Source organism: Mangrovicoccus algicola (assembly GCF_014903745.1).
In the GTDB taxonomy this organism is placed as follows: Bacteria; Pseudomonadota; Alphaproteobacteria; order Rhodobacterales; family Rhodobacteraceae; genus Mangrovicoccus; species Mangrovicoccus algicola.
On sequence record NZ_JACVXA010000020.1, the window covers coordinates 1 to 16,238 of the forward strand.

Below are 16,238 nucleotides of genomic sequence, written 5' to 3' on the forward strand. Positions count from 1 at the left end.
CGGCGACCCGTCGGGCCGGCGCGGCATCGCCGGAATGCGGCTGGAGCGCGGCGTTGATGACCGCCTGCTCCGGCGCTCCGGCGGCGCAGGCAGGCCAGCGGCCGCACTCCGCCCGTCCCGCGACCCCAGGCGCCGGCTCCGCTGCGGGACAGGCCCCGGCCATGTCGGCGCGGATCGCCGCATCCGGGGATCACCGCGTCGCCGGGCCGGCCCGCCTCCTCCAAGAGCCACCGCGCGACGCGGCCGCGGGACATCGGATCTGCACAGGGAACGGGGCCGGTCATCAGGGCCTCCGCGAAAAGAACGTAAAAGGGGTAACATGGACTGGCTGACCGGCAACAAGATCCCGGTGGGACAATGGGCAGCGGCGGTATTCGACTGGCTCCAGATCAACGGGGCGTGGTTCTTCGACGGTCTCGCCGATGTCATGGAGCGGATGATCGAGGGCATCCTCTGGGTGCTGCAGGAACCGCCGATCCTGCTGGTGGTCGCGGCATTCGTGACCCTCAGCTACCTGCTGCAGCGCAGCTGGAGGATCGCGGCCGGGGTGCTGGCCGGCTTTCTCTTCATCATCAATCAGGGCTACTGGGAAGAGACGACCGAAAGCCTCACCCTCGTGCTCTCGGCCTGCCTGGTCTGCATGGCGGTCGGCGTGCCGATCGGCATCGCCGCGGCGCACCGGCCCCGGCTGCATGCCGCGCTGCGCCCGGTGCTGGACCTGATGCAGACGCTGCCCACCTTCGTCTACCTGATCCCGGCCATCGTCTTCTTCGGCATCGGCATGGTCCCGGGCCTGATCGCGACCGTGATCTTCGTGCTGCCCGCGCCGATCCGGCTGACCTGCCTCGGCGTCGCCGCCACGCCGCAGCCGCTGCTGGAAGCCGCGCGCGCCTTCGGCGCCACCCCGCGCCAGGTACTGTGGAAGGTCGAACTGCCCTGGGCCGTGCCGCAGATCATGGCCGGGCTGAACCAGACCATCATGCTGAGCCTGTCGATGGTGGTCATCGCCGCGCTGGTCGGCGCCGACGGGCTGGGCGTGCCGGTCGTGCGGGCGCTGAACCAGGTCAATACCGCGCTCGGCTTCGAAAGCGGCTTCGTCATCGTCGTCGTCGCCATCATGCTCGACCGGGTGCTGCATGCAGGAGGCCGCAAATGACCGCCGCCGTCCGTTTCGACAAGGTCGACATCGTCTTCGGGGACTCGCCCGAAACCGCGCTGCCGCTCATGGATGCGGGGCAGGACCGCGCCGCGATCCAGGCCGCGACGGGCCAGGTGCTGGGGGTGCATGACTGCTCGCTCGAGGTTGCCGAGGGCGAGATCCTGGTGCTCATGGGCCTGTCGGGGTCCGGCAAGTCGACGCTTCTGCGCGCGGTGAACGCGCTGAACCCGGTCGCGCGCGGCCGGGTCGAGATCCGCCGCGGCGACCGGATGGTCGACATCACCCATGCCGATCCCGCGACGCTGCGCGAGATGCGGCTCAACCAGATCGCCATGGTCTTCCAGCAATTCGGCCTTCTGCCCTGGCGCAGCGTGGCCGAGAATGTCGGGCTGGGGCTGGAGCTCGGCGGGATGCCGCGCCGCGACCGCGCCGCCCGGGTCGCGCGCCAGCTGGAGCTCGTCCATCTCTCGGACTGGGCGGACCGCAGGGTGGGCGAGCTGTCGGGGGGCATGCAGCAGCGCGTCGGGCTGGCGCGCGCCTTCGTCACCGAGGCGCCGATCCTCTTGATGGACGAACCCTTCTCGGCGCTCGACCCGCTGATCCGCACCCGGCTTCAGGACGAGCTCCTGCAATTGCAGCGCGAGCTGCGGCGCACGATCATCTTCGTCAGCCACGATCTGGACGAGGCTTTCAAGCTGGGCAACCGCATCGCGATCATGGAAGGCGGACGGATCGTGCAATGCGGCACGCCGCGACAGATCTTCTCCGCCCCGGCCAATGACTACGTGGCAGAATTCGTCGCCCATATGAACCCGCTGGGCGTGCTGACGGCCGAGGATGTCATGGAGCCCGCGACAACGGCCGGGGGCACCGGGATGGACGCCGCCACGCCGGTGGCGGAGGTCATGCAGGCGCTCCGCGTGGCCGCGGCGCCGCTGCCGGTGATCCGCGACGGGCAGTGCATCGGCCAGGTCAGCCCGGCCGGCGTCCTGGCCCGGCTCGCCGCCACGGGCACCTCCGGCTGAGCCCCGGCCCGCCGCGGCCCGAAAGCGGCGGGGTGGGTCCGGGAGGGGGATCTGTCCCCTCCCGGCTCCGCTGCGGCAAGCGCGCCCTCAGCCCCTGCGCACGAACCCGGCCACGATCTCGGCATGCGGCGACCAGCGGAACTGGTCCACCACCGTCACCTTCCCCATCTCGTAGCCGCCGCCAATCAGGATCGCCGCATCGCGGGCAAAGCTCGACGGGCTGCAGGAGACCGAGGCGATCACCGGCACCGCCGATTTCGCCAATTCCGCCATCTGCGCCGCGGCCCCGGCGCGCGGCGGGTCGATCACCACCGCCTCGACGCCCTTCAGCTCGTCCGCCATCAGCGGGCGGCGGAACAGGTCGCGCGCCTCCGCCCGCAGCTGGTGCAGCCCCTCGGTGCGGTTCCAGGCGGCCTGCAGCGCCGCGACCTGCGGCCGCTCGGCCTCGAAGGCCAGAACATCCGCCCGCGCCGACAGGGGCAGCGCGAAGGTCCCGCAGCCGCAGAACAGGTCGGCGATGCGCGCCGCCCCCGCCGTGATCTCCTCCACCGCCGCGGTCAGCGCCGCCTGGCCATGGGCCGTCGCCTGCAGGAAGGCCCCCGGCGGCAGCGCCACCCGTGCCGAGCCCAGCCGGATCTCGGGGGCGGCCCATTGCGCCACCTGCTCGCCGTTCCAGGACAGCCGCGCCAGCCCGGCCTCCGCGCCGAGCGCCACCAGCTCCTGGTGCAGCGCCAGGTCCAGCGGCTTGCCGCCCGTGGCGGCCAGGTCCGGCCCGTTCAGCGTTTCGGTCGCCAGATACGTGATCTCGCCCTTGCGCGATCCGCCCGCCATGGTCATCGCCCCCAGATGCGGCATAATCGCGGCGAGACGCGGCGCGATCACCCGGCAAGCCGGCACCTCGACCAGCGTATGGGACCGCGGCCCGTGGAACCCCACCATCGCGCCCTTCTTGGTGCGCCGCCCCGAGAAGCCCGCACGGCGGCGGCTGGCAGGCGGCGAGGTCAGGGGCGGGGCCACCTCCGCCGCGATCCCCCGGGCGCGCAGCGCATCGGCCACGATGCCGCGTTTCCATTCCGAGACCAGCGCGTTCGATCCGTGCTGGATCACGCAGCCGCCGCAGGCGCGGGCATGGGGGCAGGGCGGCGTGACCCGGTCGGGCGAGGGGGTGACGATCCTCGGCGCGGGCATCGTGCCGCCCTCGAGCGTGCCGGTGACGGTCTCGCCGGGCAGGGCGCCGGGCACGGCGATGCCCTCGGCCAGCCCGTCGCCCAGATGCCCCAGTTTCGTGATCACAAGCTCGGTCATGCCTGGCTCCTCATGTGCCGGGCCGACCTATACCACGCGGGCGGGCGGGGCCAGAGCCCCGCACGCGCGCTATTCGGCGGCTTCCGCGCCGAGGAACCCGCCCGACTGGCGATGCCAGAACCGCGCATAGAGCCCGCCCTGCGCCAGCAGCTCGTCATGCGTCCCCGTCTCGGCGATGCGCCCGGCCTCCAGCACGATGATCCGGTCCATCGCCGCGATGGTCGACAGCCGGTGCGCGATGGCCAGCACGGTCTTGCCCTCCATCACCCGGGTCAGCGCCTCCTGGATCTCGGCCTCCACCTCGCTGTCCAGCGCGCTCGTCGCCTCGTCCAGCGCGAGGATCGGCGCGTCCTTCAGGATGGCGCGGGCCAGCGCGATGCGCTGGCGCTGCCCGCCGGACAGCTTGACGCCGCGCTCGCCCAGATGGGCCTCGTAGCCGATGCGCCCGCGATGGTCGCGCAGGGTCAGGATGAAATCATGCGCCGAGGCCTTGCGCGCGGCCTCCATCACCTCCGCATCCGTGGCATCGGCGCGCCCGTACCGGATATTGTCCATCGCCGAGCGGTTGAACATCGCGGTTTCCTGCCGGACCATGGCGACCTGCCGGCGCAGCGCGTCCTGGGTCAGCTCGCGGATGTCGCGCCCGTCCAGCGTGATGCGCCCGCCTTCCACCTCGTAGAGCCGCAAGAGCAGCGACATCACCGTCGACTTGCCCGCGCCCGAGCGGCCGACCAGACCGATCTTCTCGCCGGCGCGGATCTCCAGGTCGAACCGGTCCAGCGCCGCGCCGGGCGTGCCGCCATAGCCGAAGGACACCTGTTCGAAACGCAGCGCGCCCGCGGCGCGCGGGATCTCGGCCGCGCCGGGCGTGTCGGTGATCGCGTGCGGCGGGGTCAGGGTGCGGATCCCGTCCTCGATCTCGCCGATATTGGAGAAGATGCCGAGCGCCGCGAAGCTGACCCAGCCGGTCATCGTCGCCAGCCGGGTGGAGACCAGCCCCGCCGCCGCGATGTCGCCCGCGCTGGCGGTGCCCTGCGACCACAGATACAGGCTCAGCCCGATCAGCACCGTCGGCAGCACCCCGGCCAGCACGAAGATGCACAGCCGGAACATCACCACCACCGAGGCCCAGGCCACCGACGCCTCGCGATAGCCCGAGAGCGACTGTTCGGTGGCGGCCTCCTCGCTGCTGCCATGGGCGAAGAGCTTGACCGTGGTGATGTTGGTGATCGTGTCGACGATCTGCCCCGTCACCATGGCGCGGCGCGCGGCGCGCAGCTGCGACCGGGTGCGGATGCGCGGCAGGAAATGGCGGATCAGCAGCGCATAGCCGCCCATCCAGACCAGCACCACCAGCCCCAGCCACCAGTTGACCACGCCCAGCATGACCACGGCGGACAGCGCCGCGGCCACCGCGTTGCCCAGGATGTTGGTGGATTCCGTCACCACCTCGGTCAGGGCGCGCGCGGTCTGCTGGGATTTCTGCGCGATCCGCCCGGCGAAGTCGTTGTCGAAATAGCTGACGCTCTGGCCCAGCGTGTGGCGGTTGATGCGGCTGAGCACCAGCGCATAGAGGTTGGGCTGCAGCGTCACGGTGTTGAAGGCGGCATTGGCGACCATCGAAAGCGGAAAGATCGCCAGGTAGAAGACCGCGAAAACCGCGATCTGCCAGCCATGGGTCGCCAGGTAGGACGGCCCCGCCGCCTGCGCCCCGTCGATCACCCAGCCGATCATCCAGAAGCCGATCACCGTGGTGATGCCGACCGAGATGGAGGCCGCCACCGCCAGCCGGATCTGCCGGCCCGCCCCGTTCAGCGCCCAGCCCATGAAGGCCCGCAATTTCCGCGGCGGCGGACCATCGGCATCGGCGAAGGGTTCGATCGTGTCGGCCAGGCGCCGGAAGAAGGGCGGGATCCGTGCCGCCTTGCGTTCCGCGATCTCAGCTTCGGGCCATTTGCTCATCCGGCCGCCTCCGTCTTGTCATCCGTTCCCAGGAAGCCGCCGGACTGACGCGCCCAGAACCCGGCATAGAGCCCGCCGCGCCCCAGCAGATCGCCATGGCTGCCGGCCTCGGCGATGCGCCCCTGGTCGAGCACGAGGATGCGATCCATATGGGCGATGGTGGACAGGCGATGCGCGATGGCGATGACGGTCTTGCCCTCCATCATGCCGTAAAGCGTGTCCTGGATGGCGGCTTCGACCTCACTATCTAGCGCGCTGGTGGCCTCGTCCAGCACCAGGATCGGGGCATCCTTCAAGATCACGCGAGCGAGAGCGATCCTCTGCCGCTGGCCGCCGGACAGCTTCACGCCGCGTTCGCCGACCTGCGCGTCATAGCCGGTGCGGCCTTGCGCATCGCGCAGCCCCAGGATGAAATCATGGGCCTGCGCCTTGCGGGCGGCGGCGATCATCTGGGCCTCGCCGGCCTCGGGGCGGCCATAGAGGATGTTGTCGCGCACCGAGCGGTGCAGCAGCGAGGCATCCTGGCTGACCATGCCGATTTCACGGCGCAGGCTGTCCTGGCTCACACCGGCAATGTCCTGGCCGTCGATCTCGATCCGGCCGCCATCGGGGTCGTAGAAACGCAGCAGCAGCTTGACCAGCGTCGACTTGCCCGCGCCCGAGCGGCCGATCAGGCCGATCTTCTCGCCCGGCGCGATGTCCAGCGTGATGGCGTCCAGGCCGCCCGTCTGCTGGCCGTAATGATGGGTCAGGTCGCGCAGCGCGATGGCGCCCTTCTCCAGCCGCAGGGCGGGGGCACCGGGGCGGTCGGTCAGGGTCACGGGCTGGGCGATGGTTTCCAGCCCCTCGGAGACGACCCCCAGCGACTGGAAGAAGTTGGACACCGCCCACATGATCCAGCCGGTCATCGCGTTCAGCCGCAGCACCAGCGCCGCGGCCGCCGCGACCACGCCGACCGAGGCCGCGCCCTGGCCCCAGAGCCAGATCGCCCAGCCGACCACGCCCAGCACCAGCGCCCCGTTCAGCAGCGTCAGCACCACGTCCATGATGGTGAAGAGCCGCATCTCGGCGGCGAAGGTGGACCGGGCATGATCGATCGCCTCCTTCGCATAGTCGAGTTCGCCCGAATGATGCGCGAAGAGCTTGACCGACTGGATGTTGGTATAGCTGTCCACCACCCGCCCGGTGACGGCGGAGCGCGCGTCAGAGGCCGCCTTCGAGGCCGGCCCGATCCGCCGCACGGTCCAGCGCAGCAGCGCCAGATAGGCCGCGAACCAGGCCGCCATGGGGATGAACAGCCGCAGGTCGGCATCGGCCAGAAGGATCGCCGCGCCGATCACGTAGGCGGTGGCGAAGGTCAGCGCGTCGAAGACCTGGAACACCGCCTCGCCGGCCGCGGGCGGCGCCTGCATGATGCGGTTGGCGATGCGCCCGGCAAAGTCGTTCTCGAACCAGCCGACCGACTGGCGCAGCACATGGCGATGCGCGCGCCAGCGGAAGAGCGTGCCGAAATTGGGCATCACGGCGTTGTTGAGAAGCGCCACGTTCAGCCCCTGCAGCGCCGGGCGCAGGGTCACGAGGAACACCGCCATCGCCACCAGCTCGACCCCGTGCGCCGCCCAGAAGGCGGCGGGGGTGGTGTTGCCCATGAGGTCGACGACCCGGCCGAGATAGCCGATCAGCCAGATCTCCACCGCCGCGACCGCGATCGAGGTGACGAAGGCCCAGGCGAAGACCTTGCGGAAGGGGCGCGACAGGTACAGCAGGTAGGACCGGAGCCCGCGCGGCGGCCTGTCGGTCTGGGGATAGTCGGCATAGGGGTCGACGAGGGTCTCGAAGAAACGGAACACGGGAAGCAGCCTTTCAGGGTCGGCCGGTGATAGGCCGATTCCCGTGCCCCGGGAAACACCCGGCGGGGTGGCGGCGGCGGGAAGATGCCGCGCCGGTCAGTCCTGCGCCCGCGCCAGCAGCGCCGCGCGATCCAGCGCGAAACCCGAGCCGATCCACGCCTCGCGCAGCGATGCCAGCCGCGCGCCCAGCTCCGCCCCCTGATGGCCCAGGGCCATCAGGTCGCGCGCGGTCACCGGAAAGCGCGCGGCCGCGGCATGGTCCAGCACCGGTTCGAGATCCGGGGGCAGGGGCTGGCCGGTCAGTGCCGCGGCGATCAGCGCCAGGTCGCGGCCGCGATCGATGCCGTGCTCCTGGGCGATCCGGGCCGGCGCGTGCCCGGCCTCCAGCGCGTCACGATAGAGCTGCAGCCGCCTCGCCTCGGCCCGCGACAGCCGCAGCGCCGCGACCGGGTCGGTTCCGCCCAGCACCGCGAGGCGCCGGATCGGGTCCGGCGCGAGACCGTCCTCGAGATGGATCAGCGGCGCCAGGGCCTGCGCCTGCGCGCCCGGCAGCACCTGCGCCAGGATCCCCGCCTGCGCCATGGTCGCCACGACCGGCGCCGGATCGGGCGCGGCCAGCAGCTTGCGCATCTCCTGGCCCTTGCGTTCGGCGGCGATGCGGCCCAGCCCCTCGGCCAGGGCGGCGCAGGCGGCCAGTCCCGTGGCATCCGGCCCCTGCCGCCCGTACCAGGCGGTGAAGCGGAAGAAGCGCAGGATGCGCAGGTAATCCTCCGCGATCCTCTCCTCGGCCTCGCCGATGAAGCGCACCCGTCCGGCGCGCAGATCCGGCAGCCCCTCCAGCGGATCGACGACGCGGCCATCGGCCTCGGCATAGAGGGCGTTCATGGTGAAGTCGCGCCGCGCGGCATCCTCCTCGATCCGCCAGGAGAAGGTGACGCGGGCATGGCGCCCGTCGGTTTCGACATCGCGGCGCAGCGTCGTGACCTCGTAGCCCTCCCCCCCGGCCACGACGGTGATCGTGCCGTGATCGGCCCCGGTCGGAACGGATTTCAGCCCGGCCCGCCCGGCGGCAGCCACGGTCTGATGGGGCCGGGCGGTGGTGGCGATGTCGATATCGCTATCCGCCCGGCCCAGCAGCGCATTGCGCACGCAGCCGCCGACGAACCAGGCGCGATGCCCGTCGCGCATCAGCGCCGCCATCACCGCCTGCGGGCCGGCCCGGTCCAGCCAGTCGGGCGCGATCCTCAGCGACATGCGGCGACCCGGTCGGCCAGGCCCTTCAGGATCCGCGCCGTGGCGCCCCAGATATAGTAGGGCCCCCAGGGCACCGCGTAGTAATGGCGGCGCGTCCCCTGCCAGCGGCGGCCCTCGACGCGGAAATTCGCGGGATCCGCGAGGAAATCAAGAGGCACGGTGAAGACCTCCTCGACCTCGCCCGCCTCGGCCACCGGCTCGAAGCGCGCCGCCAGTTCGGCGACGACCGGTGTCACGTGGAAGGAGGTCACGGTCTCGTGCGGGGGGAGCCGGCCCAGGACCCGCACCAGGGCCGGGTCCAGTCCGACCTCTTCCTGCGCCTCGCGCAGGGCCGCCGCCTCGGGGCTGCCGCCATCGCCGGGATCCAGCCGCCCGCCGGGAAAGGCGATCTGGCCGGGATGATGGCGCAGTTTCGAGGACCGCTTGGTCAGCAGCACCTCGAGCCCGGCGGGCCCCGGCAGCAGCGCGACCAGAACCGCCGCGGGACGCAGGCGGCGCCCGGCGGGCTGCCCGGCGCCGGGGGTGAGGTCGAAATCGGAGGAGGCGCCCTCCCCCTGCCGCAGCGCCGCGGCGACAAGGGGCAGGCCGGTCTCAGCCATCGTCGCGGATATCGCCGTCTTCCCCGCGCGTCGCCTCGAAGCCCAGCGTCGCGGGGTCGAATTCGTAATGCGCGCCGCAGAACTGGCAATCGGCGGTGACGATGCCCTCCTCGGTGGTCATGTGGGCGATGTCCTTGGCCGAATAGATCGACAGGCTCTGGCGCACGCGGTCGGCCGAGCAGGTGCAGCCGAAGGTCACCGGCTGGCTGTCATAGACGCGCGGCTGCTCCTCGTGGAAGAGCCGGACCAGGAGGTCGGTGGGCTGCACGCTCGGGCCGATCAGCTCCAGGACGTCCATCGTGTCCAGCAGCAGGTTGGCGCGGTTCCAGTTCTCCTCGTCATCGCCGTCGAGCATGTCGTTGGGCCGCAGCAGGCCGCCCTCGCCCGAACCGCCCTCCTGCGAGACGAAGGGAGAGGCCTTGGGCATGTGCTGCAGCATCACGCCGCCGCCGCGCCAGCTTTCCGGCGTGCCGGGCTGCGTCGACTGGCCGAAGGCGATGGAGAACCGCGTCGGCAGCTGTTCGGACTGGGCGAAATAGGTCTCCGCGCAGGCGGCCAGCGAGCCCCCCGACAGCGGCGTGATCCCCTGATAGGGCGTGGTGCCGCGTCCCTGGTCGATCAGGATGGCGAAATAGCCCTGGCCCAGCAGCGCGAAGGGATCCGTCCCGTCGAGCCGGTCGCGATCGAAGGAGGCATAGGCGCGGATCCGGGCCGGCTCGCCATCGGCGGTGGGGCCGTAGTAATCGGTCGCGATCAGCCGCACCGGCCCGTCGCCGCGCACCTGCAACGACAGTTTCCAGCGCAGCTCGATCGTCTGGCCGATCAGCGCGGTCAGCAGGGCCATCTCCGCGACAAGCGCCTCGACCGGGGCGGGGTAATCATGTTGTTCGAGAATGCGGTCCAGCACGGTATCGAGCCGCGCAACGCGGCCGCGGATATCCGCGAGGTCAAGCTGGAACGGCAACACGTTGTCGTCCCAGGCGATCTGCTTGCCAATGGTCATGGGCTTTCCTTCAGGGCTTCGCTTGGGCATACCGCGCCTAGATAGGCTCGGCAACCTGGGGGTCCAAGACATGCGCCGCTACGGAGAGAGGGTGAAACCCGGCATCCGCTACCGCGTCCGGCCGGGCGCCTACGCGATCCTGTTTGCCCAAGGGCGGATCCTGCTGACCCGCCAGGCCGCGCCGCAGCCGGAATACCAGCTGCCCGGCGGCGGGATCGATCCCGGCGAATCGCCCCTGCAGGCGCTGCATCGCGAGGTGCTGGAGGAGACCGGCTGGCGGATCGGCGGGCTGCGCCGCATCGGCGCCTATCGCCGCTTCGTCTACATGCCCGATTACGACCTCTGGGCGGAAAAGACTTGCCGCCTGTACCTGGGCCGCGCCATCCGCCCGCTCGCCCCGCCGCTGGAGCCGCATCACCGCGCGGTCCTGCTGCCGCCGCGCCGGGCGCTGGAATGCCTGGGCAGCGCGGGCGACCGCGCGGTGCTGGCCAGGCTGATCCGCGCGGGCTGATCCCGTCCGGCCGATCGCCGGGGGCCGCCTGCGCGGACGGCCCTCGACGGATCGATCGGCCCCCGCGGTCACGCCAGGGGCGGCGCCCGGGTCGGCCCGCGATATTCCAGCAGCACGGCCGAGACGTCGTCGGGCAGATCCTCCGCGCCGTAGAACTGGCTGAGATCCCAGACCATCGCCTCCAGCAGGCGGGGCCCTGCGAGCCCCCGGTTGCGCGAGAGGATATTGGCCAGCCCGTCCTCCCCGATCATCTCGGACCGCCCGGGCCCCGCGGGACATTCCGTGACCCCGTCCGAGGCCATCAGCAGCCGGTCCCCGGGATGAAGGCGGAAGCGGAACCCGTCATACTCGCTCTGAGGCAGAAGCCCCACCGGCAGATCCCCCGCGCCGAAGAATTCGATCCGCCCGTCGGCCCGCTGGACCGCCGGGTGGGGGTGGCCGGCCTGCGTCATCTCCACCTCGCCGGTTTCGAGATCGACGATCGCGAGGCAGAGGGTGAAGTAATGTTCCGTCTCGATATCCTGGAACATCAGGTCGTTGAGCCGCCGCACGGCCAGAGGCGGCGGCAGCGGCCGGTAGCTGCCATCCGCCAGCCGGTCGAGCGCCACGTTCTGGTCGCGCGAGGTGGAGGAGAGATAGCCCGCCAGCCGCGCGGTCAGCAGCGCCGAGGTGATGCCATGGCCCGACACGTCGATCGCATAGAGCCCGATCCGTCCCGGCGCGACGGGGAACCAGCCCACCAGGTCCCCCCCGACATGCCCGGCCGAGCGCAGGAGCAGGGACATCTCGGCCTGGCCGAAATCGCGATGGCGGTCGCGGATCAGCGATTGCTGCAGCCGCTTGCCCTCGGCGAGGTCTGCCTCGATCGCGTCGTACAGGGTGCGGATCCGCTGGAAGGCCAGGCTCAGCTGGCGGTTCTTCTGGCTCAGCTGGCGTTGCATGGCGACGATGCGCTGCCCGGCGGTCAGACGCGCGCGCAGCTCCACCGCATTGACCGGCTTCGTGATGAAATCATCGGCCCCGACCTCCAGCCCCTTGGCGATGTCGTCCCGCTCGGATTTCGAGGTCAGGAGGATGAAATAGCCATAGCCCTCGGGCTCCAGGTCACGGAACCGCGCGCAGAATTCCGGCCCGTCCATGCCCGGCATCATCCAGTCCGACAGCACCAAATCGAAGGCGTGCCCGCGGCAGAGGTCCAGCGCCTCCTCGCCGGAACCGGCCTCCGTCACGCGATAGCCCATCCGCCGCAGCGTCGCCGAGAGGATCCGCCGCTGCATCCGGCTGTCATCGACGATCAGCACCTCCGACAGTCCCGCCGCAAGAATGTCGCCCGGCGGGGGATCCGTGCCGCTGTCGAGGGAAGACTCCATCCATACCATCCGCATCCTGTCGCGCCGGTCATCGCATGGCAGGCTTTAACGCGCTGTGAAGAGGGGTCGGAATCCTTCTCCCTCCCGCTAACGCGGCCTTCATCCCTTCGCACCATGCTGGCGGCGAAAGGATCGCGGATGCTGGACTGGGACCGGATCTCCGAATTGCGCGAGGAAATCGGCGTCGAGGATTTCGCCGAGGTCGTGGCGCTGTTCCTCGAGGAAACCGGGGAGGCGCTGTCGCGGCTCGCGGCGGGTCGGCCGACGCTGGCGGCGGATCTGCATTTCCTCAAGGGGGCGGCGCTGAACCTGGGATTCGCCGACCTGGCCCGGATGGCGGCGGAGGGAGAAGCCCGGGCAGGGCAGGGCGGGGCGCCGGACCTAGCATCTCTGGCGGCCTGCTACCGTTCCAGCCGGGACGCATTCCTGCGCGGCGCGGCGGCGAAGGGATACCTTGCCGCCGCGCCGGCGGTCAGATGACGAATTCCGCCAGGGTCTGATCGGCGGTGACATCGGTATAGGTGAATCCGCGCGCATCCAGCCGCGCGAAGAGCGCGGTGAAATTCTCGGGCGCCGCGGTCTCGATCCCGATCAGGACCGACCCGAAATTGCGCGAGGACTTCTTGAGATATTCGAAGCGCGCAACATCATCCTCGGGCCCCAGGAGATCGAGGAAGTCGCGCAGCGCGCCGGGCCGCTGCGGCAGGCGCAGGATCATGTATTTCTTCACCCCTGAGAAGCGCTGCGCGCGTTCCTTCACGTCGGGGAGCCGCTCGAAGTCGAAATTCCCGCCAGAGGTCACGCAGACCACGCTGCGCCCGGCGATCTCCTCGCGCAGATCCTTCAGCGCATCCACTGCCAGCGCGCCGGCGGGCTCCAGCACGATGCCCTCGACATTCAGCATTTCCAGAAGCGTCGTGCAAAGGCGGTCTTCCGGGATGGCCCGCACGTGGTCCGGCGCGGTGCCCGCGAGCCGTTCGAAGGGGAGGGCGCCGATCTGCGCCACCGCCGCGCCATCGACGAAATTGTCGACGCCGGACAAGGCCACCGGCGCCCCTGCCGCCAGCGCGGCGGCCAGGCTGGCCCCGCCTGCAGGCTCCACCAGCCGGATATCGGTGCCGGGCGCGGCCTCGCGCAGGAAGGACACCGCCCCCGCCGACAGACCGCCGCCGCCCACGGGCAGGATCAGCATGTCGGGCGCGCGCCCCAGCTGGTCGAGGATCTCGACCGTGACGCTGGCCTGTCCCTCGATCACGTCCGGATCGTCGAAGGGCGCCAGGAAATGGCCGCCGATCCCGGAACAGAAGGCCTTGGCCGCGGCCAGCGTGTCGTCGAAATAATCGCCGACCAGCCGGATCTCGATATTCTCGCCGCCGAAGGTGCGGGTCTTCATGATCTTCTGCTCGGGCGTCGTCACCGGCATGAAGATCGTGCCCTTCACCCCGAAATGGCGGCAGGCATAGGCGACGCCCTGGGCGTGGTTGCCTGCCGAGGCGCAGATGAACTGGTCCTGGGCGGGATCGGCCTCGCGGCATTTCTGCATCGCGTTGAAGGCGCCGCGGATCTTGTAGCTGCGCACCGGCGTCAGGTCCTCGCGCTTCAGCCAGATCTCGGCCCCGTATTTCGCCGAGAGATGGGCATTCAGCAGCAGCGGCGTGGCGTCGAACACGCCATGCATGCGGGCCGTGGCGGCGCGGGCGGCATCCATGAAACTGGTCATGTCCCGCAGATGCAACGAAACCGCCGCGACGGCAAGCCCGCGAATGCCTCCGCTCAGTCCAGCTCGACCAGCGCGTCCTCCAGCTCGGCGCGGATCTCCGGCGGCATGAAGGTGGAGCGGCGGTGCTCGGGGTCGAAGAACACCTCCACCATGTCATAGGTGGCGTGCAAGAGGCCGGTATCCGCGTTGAACATCCGCAGGTGGAAGCTGACCGACTTGGTGCCGACCCGCGTCACGGCCCCGTCGATGCGGATCAGGTCGCCGGCCTCCAGTTCGCGGATGAAATTGGTCGTGGCCTGGGCAGTGACGCAATGGATGCCATGCGTCTCCATCATGTCCTTGTAGGAAATGTCCAGCACCGTCCACAGGTGGTAGGCCGCATCATCGAAGAAGGGCGCGTAATGGCGCACGTTCATGTGCCCGAAATGATCATGATGCCAGGGGTGGATCACCCCGCGCAGCAGCTCCTGGAATTCGCCCATGCCCGTCCTCGCGTCTTTTTGCGGCCAGAATACCAGCAAGGCCGCCACGGAAAAGCCCATTCCGCCGCATTTGCTTGTCCCTGCGGGCGTTCCCCGCTATTTGCGCGGCAAGTTTGACCAGGAGACTGCCCCATGACCGCGCCCAAGAAGGTCGTGCTCGCCTATTCGGGCGGGCTTGATACCTCCATCATCCTCAAATGGCTCCAGACCGAATATGGCTGCGAGGTGGTGACCTTCACCGCCGATCTCGGCCAGGGCGAAGAGCTGGAGCCGGCCCGCAAGAAGGCCGAGATGCTGGGGATCAAGCCCGAGAACATCTTCATCGAGGATGTCCGCGAGGAATTCGTCCGCGACTTCGTCTTCCCGATGTTCCGCGCGAATGCGGTCTATGAGGGGCTCTACCTGCTCGGCACGTCGATCGCGCGGCCGCTGATCTCCAAGCGGCTGATCGAGATCGCCGCCGAGACCGGCGCGGATGCGGTCGCCCATGGCGCCACCGGCAAGGGCAATGACCAGGTCCGCTTCGAACTGTCGGCCTATGCGCTGAACCCCGAGATCAAGGTGATCGCGCCCTGGCGCGAATGGGACCTGACCTCGCGCACGCGGCTCTTGGAATTCGCCGAGGCGAACCAGATCCCGATCGCCAAGGACAAGCGCGGCGAGGCGCCCTTCTCGGTCGATGCGAACCTGCTGCACACCTCCTCCGAGGGCAAGGTGCTGGAGGATCCCGCCGAGACCGCGCCCGACTATGTCTATCAGCGCACGGAAAGCCCGCTGAGCGCGCCGGATGCGCCGCAATACGTGGAAATCACCTTCGAGAAGGGCGATGCCGTCGCCATCGACGGCGAGGCGATGAGCCCGGCGACGATCCTGACGAAACTGAACGAGCTGGGCCGCATCCACGGCATCGGGCGTCTCGACTTCGTCGAGAACCGGTTCGTCGGCATGAAATCCCGCGGCATCTACGAGACCCCCGGCGGCGAGATCCTTCTCGAGGCGCATCGCGGCATCGAGCAGATCACGCTGGATTCGGGCGCAGGCCACCTGAAGGACAGCCTGATGCCGCGCTATGCCGAACTGATCTATAACGGGTTCTGGTTCTCGCCCGAGCGCGAGATGCTGCAGGCCGCCATCGACCGCAGCCAGGAATTCGTCTCGGGCACCGTCCGGCTGATGCTCTACAAGGGCTCCGCGCGCACGGTCGGCCGCTGGTCGGATGCGTCGCTGTATTCCGAGGCGCATGTCACCTTCGAGGACGATGCCGGCGCCTATGACCAGAAGGACGCGCAGGGCTTCATCCAGCTCAACGCGCTGCGCCTGAAGCTTCTGGCCGCGCGCAAGCGCCGCCTGCAGAAGTGACCTTTCCCGGCCGGGCGCCCTGCATGCCCGGCCGGACCGGCTGACGGCAAATCGACCGCTGCGGCGGTTTGCCCGGCGGCTTTGCCGCCCCGGCCCATGCAGACTGGCCCCGACCCGGCAGTTCCGCCGGCGCGACCGCGAAGATCCGGAGCCGATGCAGACCCATTGCCCGAACTGCTTCGACACGATCGAGGCCGATGCCATGACCTGCCCCGCCTGCGGCTGCGCGGTGCTGTTCTGGGGCCGTGCGCTCAGCGAGACCGAGCGGCTGATCCACAGCCTCGGCCATCCCGACCGCGCGCAGCGGCTGAAGGCGGTCTACGCGCTCGCCGACCTGCCGCAATCCGAGGCGGCCCTGCCCCTGGCGGATCTGTGCTTTGCCGCGCCCGGCGATGTCTGGCAGGCGGTGGAGGTGATCCGCACCCTGGCCGCCATGCCCGCCGTGGAACGGGTGGAGGTCGCGCTGGCGCGGCTGGCGCTGGAACATCCCGCAGGTCCGGTCCAGACCCTGGCGGCCCATGCGCTGGACGCGAAATTCGGCGGCGGAGACGGCTGGTGATCCCGGCAGGATTCGAACCTGCAACCTGCCCCTTAGGAGGGGGCTGCTCTATCCAGTTGAGCCACGGGACCACGCAGGGC

Annotated in this window: 15 protein-coding genes and 1 tRNA gene; 6 read left to right on the plus strand and 10 right to left on the minus strand. The window is 69.9% G+C overall.

The features are described from left to right. The first annotated feature begins 319 nt into the window (after window positions 1-319). Both choW and choV read left to right on the plus strand, forming a co-directional pair. Window positions 320-1,156: a choline ABC transporter permease subunit gene (gene choW, locus ICN82_RS08490; protein WP_193181662.1), complete on the plus strand. Its 837-nt coding sequence runs from the start codon at window positions 320-322 to the stop codon at window positions 1,154-1,156. Beyond that, window positions 1,153-2,184 carry a choline ABC transporter ATP-binding protein gene (gene choV / locus ICN82_RS08495; RefSeq protein WP_193181664.1) on the plus strand — a complete coding sequence of 344 codons (1,032 nt, stop codon included), beginning with the start codon at window positions 1,153-1,155 and terminating at the stop codon, window positions 2,182-2,184. The genes choW and choV overlap by 4 nt, the downstream gene beginning before the upstream one ends. Window positions 2,185-2,271: 87 nt before the next feature. Here choV and ICN82_RS08500 read toward each other — a convergent pair whose 3' ends face one another. From ICN82_RS08500 to hslO, 6 genes are all read right to left on the minus strand, one after another. Continuing rightward, the gene (locus ICN82_RS08500; protein WP_193181666.1) at window positions 2,272-3,489 is read right to left on the minus strand and encodes a class I SAM-dependent RNA methyltransferase; all 1,218 of its coding nucleotides are present in this window, start codon (window positions 3,487-3,489) and stop codon (window positions 2,272-2,274) included. A 69-nt stretch (window positions 3,490-3,558) separates the two neighbouring features. Beyond that, on the minus strand, window positions 3,559-5,451 hold the full coding sequence (locus ICN82_RS08505; protein ID WP_193181668.1) for an ABC transporter ATP-binding protein: 1,893 nt from the start codon (window positions 5,449-5,451) through the stop codon (window positions 3,559-3,561). After that, entirely contained in the window at window positions 5,448-7,301 is a 1,854-nt protein-coding gene (locus tag ICN82_RS08510; protein WP_193181669.1) for an ABC transporter ATP-binding protein, read from the minus strand. The genes ICN82_RS08505 and ICN82_RS08510 overlap by 4 nt, the downstream gene beginning before the upstream one ends. A gap of 96 nt (window positions 7,302-7,397) precedes the next feature. After that, entirely contained in the window at window positions 7,398-8,549 is a 1,152-nt protein-coding gene (locus ICN82_RS08515; RefSeq protein ID WP_193181800.1) for a CCA tRNA nucleotidyltransferase, read from the minus strand. Continuing rightward, window positions 8,546-9,154 carry a CoA pyrophosphatase gene (locus ICN82_RS08520; RefSeq protein WP_193181671.1) on the minus strand — a complete coding sequence of 203 codons (609 nt, stop codon included), beginning with the start codon at window positions 9,152-9,154 and terminating at the stop codon, window positions 8,546-8,548. The genes ICN82_RS08515 and ICN82_RS08520 overlap by 4 nt, the downstream gene beginning before the upstream one ends. Beyond that, the gene (gene hslO / locus ICN82_RS08525) at window positions 9,147-10,157 is read right to left on the minus strand and encodes an Hsp33 family molecular chaperone HslO (protein WP_193181673.1); all 1,011 of its coding nucleotides are present in this window, start codon (window positions 10,155-10,157) and stop codon (window positions 9,147-9,149) included. The genes ICN82_RS08520 and hslO overlap by 8 nt, the downstream gene beginning before the upstream one ends. A 70-nt stretch (window positions 10,158-10,227) precedes the next feature. Here hslO and ICN82_RS08530 point away from each other — a divergent pair, with 70 nt between their 5' ends. Next, entirely contained in the window at window positions 10,228-10,668 is a 441-nt protein-coding gene (locus tag ICN82_RS08530) for an NUDIX domain-containing protein (protein ID WP_193181675.1), read from the plus strand. A 68-nt stretch (window positions 10,669-10,736) separates the two neighbouring features. On the opposite strand, the gene ICN82_RS08535 is transcribed toward ICN82_RS08530, so the two are convergent. Further along, window positions 10,737-12,038, minus strand: coding sequence for a PP2C family protein-serine/threonine phosphatase (locus ICN82_RS08535; RefSeq protein ID WP_193181677.1), 1,302 nt, complete (start codon window positions 12,036-12,038; stop codon window positions 10,737-10,739). Between the two features lie 138 nt (window positions 12,039-12,176). Here ICN82_RS08535 and ICN82_RS08540 point away from each other — a divergent pair, with 138 nt between their 5' ends. Further along, window positions 12,177-12,518 carry an Hpt domain-containing protein gene (locus ICN82_RS08540; RefSeq protein ID WP_193181679.1) on the plus strand — a complete coding sequence of 114 codons (342 nt, stop codon included), beginning with the start codon at window positions 12,177-12,179 and terminating at the stop codon, window positions 12,516-12,518. Here ICN82_RS08540 and ilvA read toward each other — a convergent pair. Then, window positions 12,511-13,758 (minus strand): threonine ammonia-lyase IlvA, encoded by a 1,248-nt coding sequence (ilvA, locus tag ICN82_RS08545; RefSeq protein WP_193181681.1) that lies wholly within the window; start codon window positions 13,756-13,758, stop codon window positions 12,511-12,513. The genes ICN82_RS08540 and ilvA overlap by 8 nt on opposite strands. A 53-nt stretch (window positions 13,759-13,811) precedes the next feature. Further along, on the minus strand, window positions 13,812-14,240 hold the full coding sequence (locus ICN82_RS08550; RefSeq protein WP_193181683.1) for an acyl-CoA thioesterase: 429 nt from the start codon (window positions 14,238-14,240) through the stop codon (window positions 13,812-13,814). A gap of 132 nt (window positions 14,241-14,372) precedes the next feature. Here ICN82_RS08550 and ICN82_RS08555 point away from each other — a divergent pair, with 132 nt between their 5' ends. Further along, entirely contained in the window at window positions 14,373-15,599 is a 1,227-nt protein-coding gene (locus ICN82_RS08555; protein ID WP_193181686.1) for an argininosuccinate synthase, read from the plus strand. 154 nt (window positions 15,600-15,753) lie between these two features. Beyond that, the gene (locus ICN82_RS08560) at window positions 15,754-16,158 is read left to right on the plus strand and encodes a HEAT repeat domain-containing protein (protein ID WP_193181688.1); all 405 of its coding nucleotides are present in this window, start codon (window positions 15,754-15,756) and stop codon (window positions 16,156-16,158) included. On the opposite strand, the gene ICN82_RS08565 is transcribed toward ICN82_RS08560, so the two are convergent. Then, a tRNA-Arg gene (locus ICN82_RS08565) sits at window positions 16,153-16,229 on the minus strand. The two genes, ICN82_RS08560 and ICN82_RS08565, sit on opposite strands and share 6 nt — an antisense overlap. Window positions 16,230-16,238: the final 9 nt, after the last annotated feature.